Raw genomic sequence first — 4,209 nt, 5'->3', positions numbered from 1 at the left:
CGCCGGCACAGTGCGATTGGGATGATCAGCCCGGAGGCCTTCGAGGCCCGAATGATCGCTTAGATCGGTGTCCACCAATGCTGGGTAAGATCAGTGCAGGCCATCGTGGATGCCAACCGAACCCGCAAGGACTTCATCGCCGAGCAGATCCTCAAGCGCCATCCGAAGGTGGTGGGGGTCTATCGGCTGATCATGAAGAGTGGGTCCGACAATTTCCGCGCCAGCGCCATGCAGGGGGTGATGAAGCGGATCAAGGCCAAGGGTATCGAGGTGGTGGTCTATGAGCCGGTGCTGCAGCAGGAGACCTTCTACGGTTCCCGGGTGTTCCGCGATCTCGACGCCTTCAAGCAGCTCTCCGATGTCATCCTGAGCAATCGCATGGCGGAAGAGCTCAGCGACGTTGCCGAGAAGGTGTACACCCGCGACCTGTTCGGCAGCGATTGAACTTGCGGACGTGTTAGATAGGCTTGGCTGGTAGCCAGAGGGACAATGAAAGAAATGAAGGAACGCATGCGCTACGAGCGCCGCCACTCGCGCTGGTATGAGGCGCTGCTGCTGGGGTGGCCATTTCAGCTGATCGTGGGTGCGCTGGTGGTGATGGGCTTACCGGCCTGGGAGCGCTGGGGCTGGGGGTTCTGGGAGTATTTTCCTCAAGTCCGAAGCAATACTGTGCTTGCCTGTGGGCTGGCCTTCGTTGGTATCCTCTGGACGCTAAGGCGCATGCATCGTTTTCCTGGTGCGCGAGTGTCGGCCTTTATTGCCCCCACGGTGTCGGTGGCCTATCTGCTGGTGGTGGCCGTGCTGTTCTTTACCCGCGAGGAGTACACCCGGCAGGTGCTGTTCGGCAGCTACCTGATGAGCCTGGGGTGGTTCTACCTGGCCTTCTTCCTGGGGCGGCGCTATCGGCGCATGAAGCTGGCGGTGGTGCCGGCGGGGCGTGTGGCCGAACTGGAGCCCACGCCGGACATCGAACTGCGCAGCCTCGACAAGCCCGACCTGGCCGGTGTCCGTTATGATGGTGTCGTGGCCGACTTGCACGCCGATGAGCTCACGCCCGAGTGGGAGCGGTTCCTGGCACGCTGCACGCTCCACCATATCCCCGTCTATCACGTCAGGCAGATCCAGGAGTCAATGACGGGGCGAGTGCGTATCGAGCACCTGACCGAGAACGAATATGGCAGCCTGCTCCCATCGTTGAGCTATCAGGGGGCGAAGCGCTTCATCGATCTGGTGGCGGCTCTGCTGTTGCTGCCGATCCTGGCGCCCCTCATGCTGGCAACGGCCGTTGCCATCCGCCTGGACAGCCCCGGGCCCGCCCTGTTCATCCAGCAGCGGATGGGCTTTCGTGGCGTGCCCTTCAGGGTTTACAAGTTTCGCAGCATGTACATCGATCAGCGTGGCAGTGGCTTCACGGAAGGGGACGACGACCCCCGCATCACTCGGGTGGGGCGCTTCATTCGCAAGTGCCGCCTTGATGAGCTGCCGCAGCTGTTCAACGTGATCAGGGGCGAGATGAGCTTCATTGGCCCGCGGCCCGAGTCCATGGAGCTCTCCGAGTGGTACGAGCGGGACGTGGCCTTCTTCAGCTATCGTCACGTAGTGCGCCCGGGGATCTCCGGCTGGGCCCAGGTCGAGCAGGGGTATGCCGCCGAGGTCGACGGCATGACAACCAAGCTCCAGTATGACTTCTACTACATCAAGCACTTTTCGCTGTGGCTGGATATCCTGATCGCCTTCAAGACGCTGAAGACGATCGTGACGGGGGACGGGGCGAGATAACGCCATGGATATACACTCACCGCGGGCGCCTTCAGGGCGCCTGCGGTGTTTATGGACGTCTGCCGAGGCGACGCCTTAATGAACTGTTGAGCGCGATCCAGGTTCACAGACCAAAAAAGTCACCCCCGTGGTTCTCAAACGCATCCGCGACGCGAATGTACCGCTCGAAGGTGCGCTGATCCCGGTGGCCACTGACCCGCTTGATCTGCACATCCGATTTGCCGCGCAGATGCGCCTCGGTGATAAAGCCTGCCCGAAAGCTGTGCGGCGAGTAGCCTTCTTCCAGCAGCCCCGCTGCCGCCAGCCCCTTCTTCATGCGCACCGCAAGGGTGTTGGCCGTCATGCGCCCGGCGCCCAGCCGCCCACCAGTGCTCACACCCCGAAAGATCGCGCCTTTCTGAATGCGGGAGACCTCCAGCCAGCGCTCCAGCATGCCCACGGGGCAGTAGCGCGTGCCAGGCGGGGCCCGCATGATGCTCTTGGTCTCGATGCGCCCTGAACGGTTCATCTTGCTGTAGTGGAGGGTGACGATTACCCCCTCTGGCCGCCACTCCAGGTCCTCGCAGGCGATCACCACCACCTCGCTACGCCGGAAAGCTCCATAGAAGGAGAGCAGGAACAGGGCGCTATCGCGCAGGCCATGCAGGGTGTCATGCTCGACAGCATCGAGCAGGCGATGCAGCTCCTTGAGCCGCAGCGCCGGCGCCGAGTCTTGGCGGGTGTCTCGCGATTTCTTGATCCCGCGGATCACGCTGCGCACCGCCATCGTCTTCACCGGCGAGGGCAGGTTGTGATAGCGGTGCCACATGTGCAGCGAGTTGGCGTAGCGCTCCAGCGTTGCGGGTTTCTTGCCCAGCTTGTTCTGTGCCGAGAGGAAGTTGGCGATATCGACCTCGGTGGCCGGCAGCATCCCCCCAGCCTTCTGGTAGACCCTCAGGTCCGAGCGCATGCCGCGCACCGTGTTGGGCGAGACGCTTTCCGACAGCAGGCGCCGGGCTTCCCGGGACAGCCCCTCCACGGGGGCGGTCATGGCACCCTGGTCATAGGGGCTTGGCCGTTGATGGGTCAGCCGTTGACTCGATGGATCTCGTTTCATCATCAGCTCCCCCTCAAGGTGTCAGCCGCAGGGCTATCAGGCGCTCGAAGAACGAAGCGGAAAACGCCACATCGGGCGCCACGCTGATCGTACCCTCCGCACTGGTTGCTCCCATGGAGACCGCGACGCTCCTGCCGGGCGATGCCTGTCAAGCTTGTTGGAACCTGGAATCAGGCGGCTTCTAATCGCTGATCGCGCTGAACCAGCGGGTCTTCCTGATCTGGGTTCAGCCAGACCGTCCGGCGCGGTGTCCAGTTGCGAGTGGAGCCGCTCCACCGTAACCGGTCATTCCAAGGCGTGCCTATTTCCGCTTGCCTTACACATCGCGTAGTGGCTGGATCAGCGCTACCGCGACCTTCCACTGCCGGTTATCTTCCGACTGTACGAGAACGGTCTTGCGGTTGATCTTGATGACGCGACCGAACACCTGACCCTCGCGGCCCTCGAAGGAGACGGCCTGTCCCAGGGTCAGGCGGCTCAACACCTCCATCTCCTGACGGGCCTGGAGTTCGTCGATACGGCGGCAGATAAGGTCGTTGAGCGCCAGGAGCTGGTCGAGGCTCATGTCGTCGATACGCATGGGGAACCGGATCTCGTGCATCGGGAAAGGCGCCACCTTGCCCGATGCGCCGGTGGGTGTCGATTCAGCGCTCGATGTCGGAGCGCAGCGGCGCGTCCGCGAACAGGGTCTTCCAGCGACGCGGTGTCAGCTCGTCGACCCGTGAGGCGGGATGAAGCGCCACGCGCTGGAGGACATCGACCAGATAGGTGTAGGGGTCGACGCCCTGCAGCCGGCAGGTGGTCAGCAGGCTCTGCACGATGCCGACGTGCTCGGCGCCGACCTCGCTCCAACAGAACATCCAGTTTTTCTTACCCATGGGAATGCAGCGCAGGCCACGCTCCAGGTGGTTGGTGTCGATCGGCACGTCGGGATCGGACAGAAACACCTCCAGGCTGCGCTGTCGCTTCAGCGCGTACTCCACGGCTTGGCGCAACGGGTGGCGAGGTTCCAGATCGTCCCGTTGGAGCTGGTCGTCACACCATCGCCAGAAGTCGCGCACCTGGGGCTCGCTGTAGGTGGTGCGTGCCTTGAGCTTGTCGGGTCCTTCGCGGCCTTTCTCACGGATCCAGGTCTCGGTCTTGTAGAGCGCGGCGATCCGCAGCAGGCCGTCCTCGACCGCGTCATCGCTGCCCTGCGCCTTCTCGAAGTGTCTCCTTGCGTGCGCCCAGCATTCGGCGTGGGTCACTCCCGGACGCTTCTCGGCATAGCGGGCGTAGGAGGCGTTGCCGTCGGTCAGCAGCACGCCGTTGAAGTGGTCGCCCAGCACCGTGTC

4 protein-coding genes and 1 pseudogene are annotated in these 4,209 nt (G+C 63.1%); 2 read left to right on the top strand and 3 right to left on the bottom strand.

Translation table 11 applies throughout. From position 1 onward, the window contains the following. Positions 1–93: 93 nt before the first annotated feature. Together BDK63_RS18135 and BDK63_RS18130 are read left to right on the top strand one after the other, a co-directional pair. A pseudogene (locus BDK63_RS18135) lies at positions 94–444 on the top strand (UDP binding domain-containing protein); the annotation flags it as partial. 45 nt (positions 445–489) lie between these two features. Beyond that, positions 490–1,779 carry an exopolysaccharide biosynthesis polyprenyl glycosylphosphotransferase gene (locus BDK63_RS18130; RefSeq protein ID WP_221202690.1) on the top strand — a complete coding sequence of 430 codons (1,290 nt, stop codon included), beginning with the start codon at positions 490–492 and terminating at the stop codon, positions 1,777–1,779. A gap of 103 nt (positions 1,780–1,882) precedes the next feature. Here the strand turns inward: BDK63_RS18130 and BDK63_RS18125 are convergent, their stop codons facing one another. From BDK63_RS18125 to tnpC, 3 genes are all read right to left on the bottom strand, one after another. Further along, positions 1,883–2,878, bottom strand: coding sequence for a site-specific integrase (locus tag BDK63_RS18125; RefSeq protein ID WP_246386324.1), 996 nt, complete (start codon positions 2,876–2,878; stop codon positions 1,883–1,885). Between the two features lie 313 nt (positions 2,879–3,191). Further along, complete coding sequence (locus tag BDK63_RS18120) at positions 3,192–3,455, bottom strand: transposase (protein WP_183334527.1); 264 nt, start codon at positions 3,453–3,455, stop codon at positions 3,192–3,194. 64 nt (positions 3,456–3,519) lie between these two features. Further along, on the bottom strand, positions 3,520–4,209 hold a 690-nt coding region (tnpC, locus tag BDK63_RS18115; protein ID WP_183334525.1), incomplete at its 5' end, for an IS66 family transposase.

Source organism: Halomonas campaniensis, assembly GCF_014193375.1.
In the GTDB taxonomy this organism is placed as follows: Bacteria; Pseudomonadota; Gammaproteobacteria; order Pseudomonadales; family Halomonadaceae; genus Halomonas; species Halomonas campaniensis.
Note: the sequence above shows the minus strand (reverse complement) of the source record. Positions and strands in the feature narration are given on the sequence as shown.

Bases quoted from the DNA above. Each gene is read 5' to 3' on its own strand.
- BDK63_RS18130 (WP_221202690.1), top strand. From the start codon at position 490: ATGAAAGAAATGAAGGAACGCATGCGCTACGAGCGCCGCCACTCGCGC.
- BDK63_RS18125 (WP_246386324.1), bottom strand. From the start codon at position 2,878: ATGATGAAACGAGATCCATCGAGTCAACGGCTGACCCATCAACGGCCA.
- BDK63_RS18120 (WP_183334527.1), bottom strand. From the start codon at position 3,455: ATGCGTATCGACGACATGAGCCTCGACCAGCTCCTGGCGCTCAACGAC.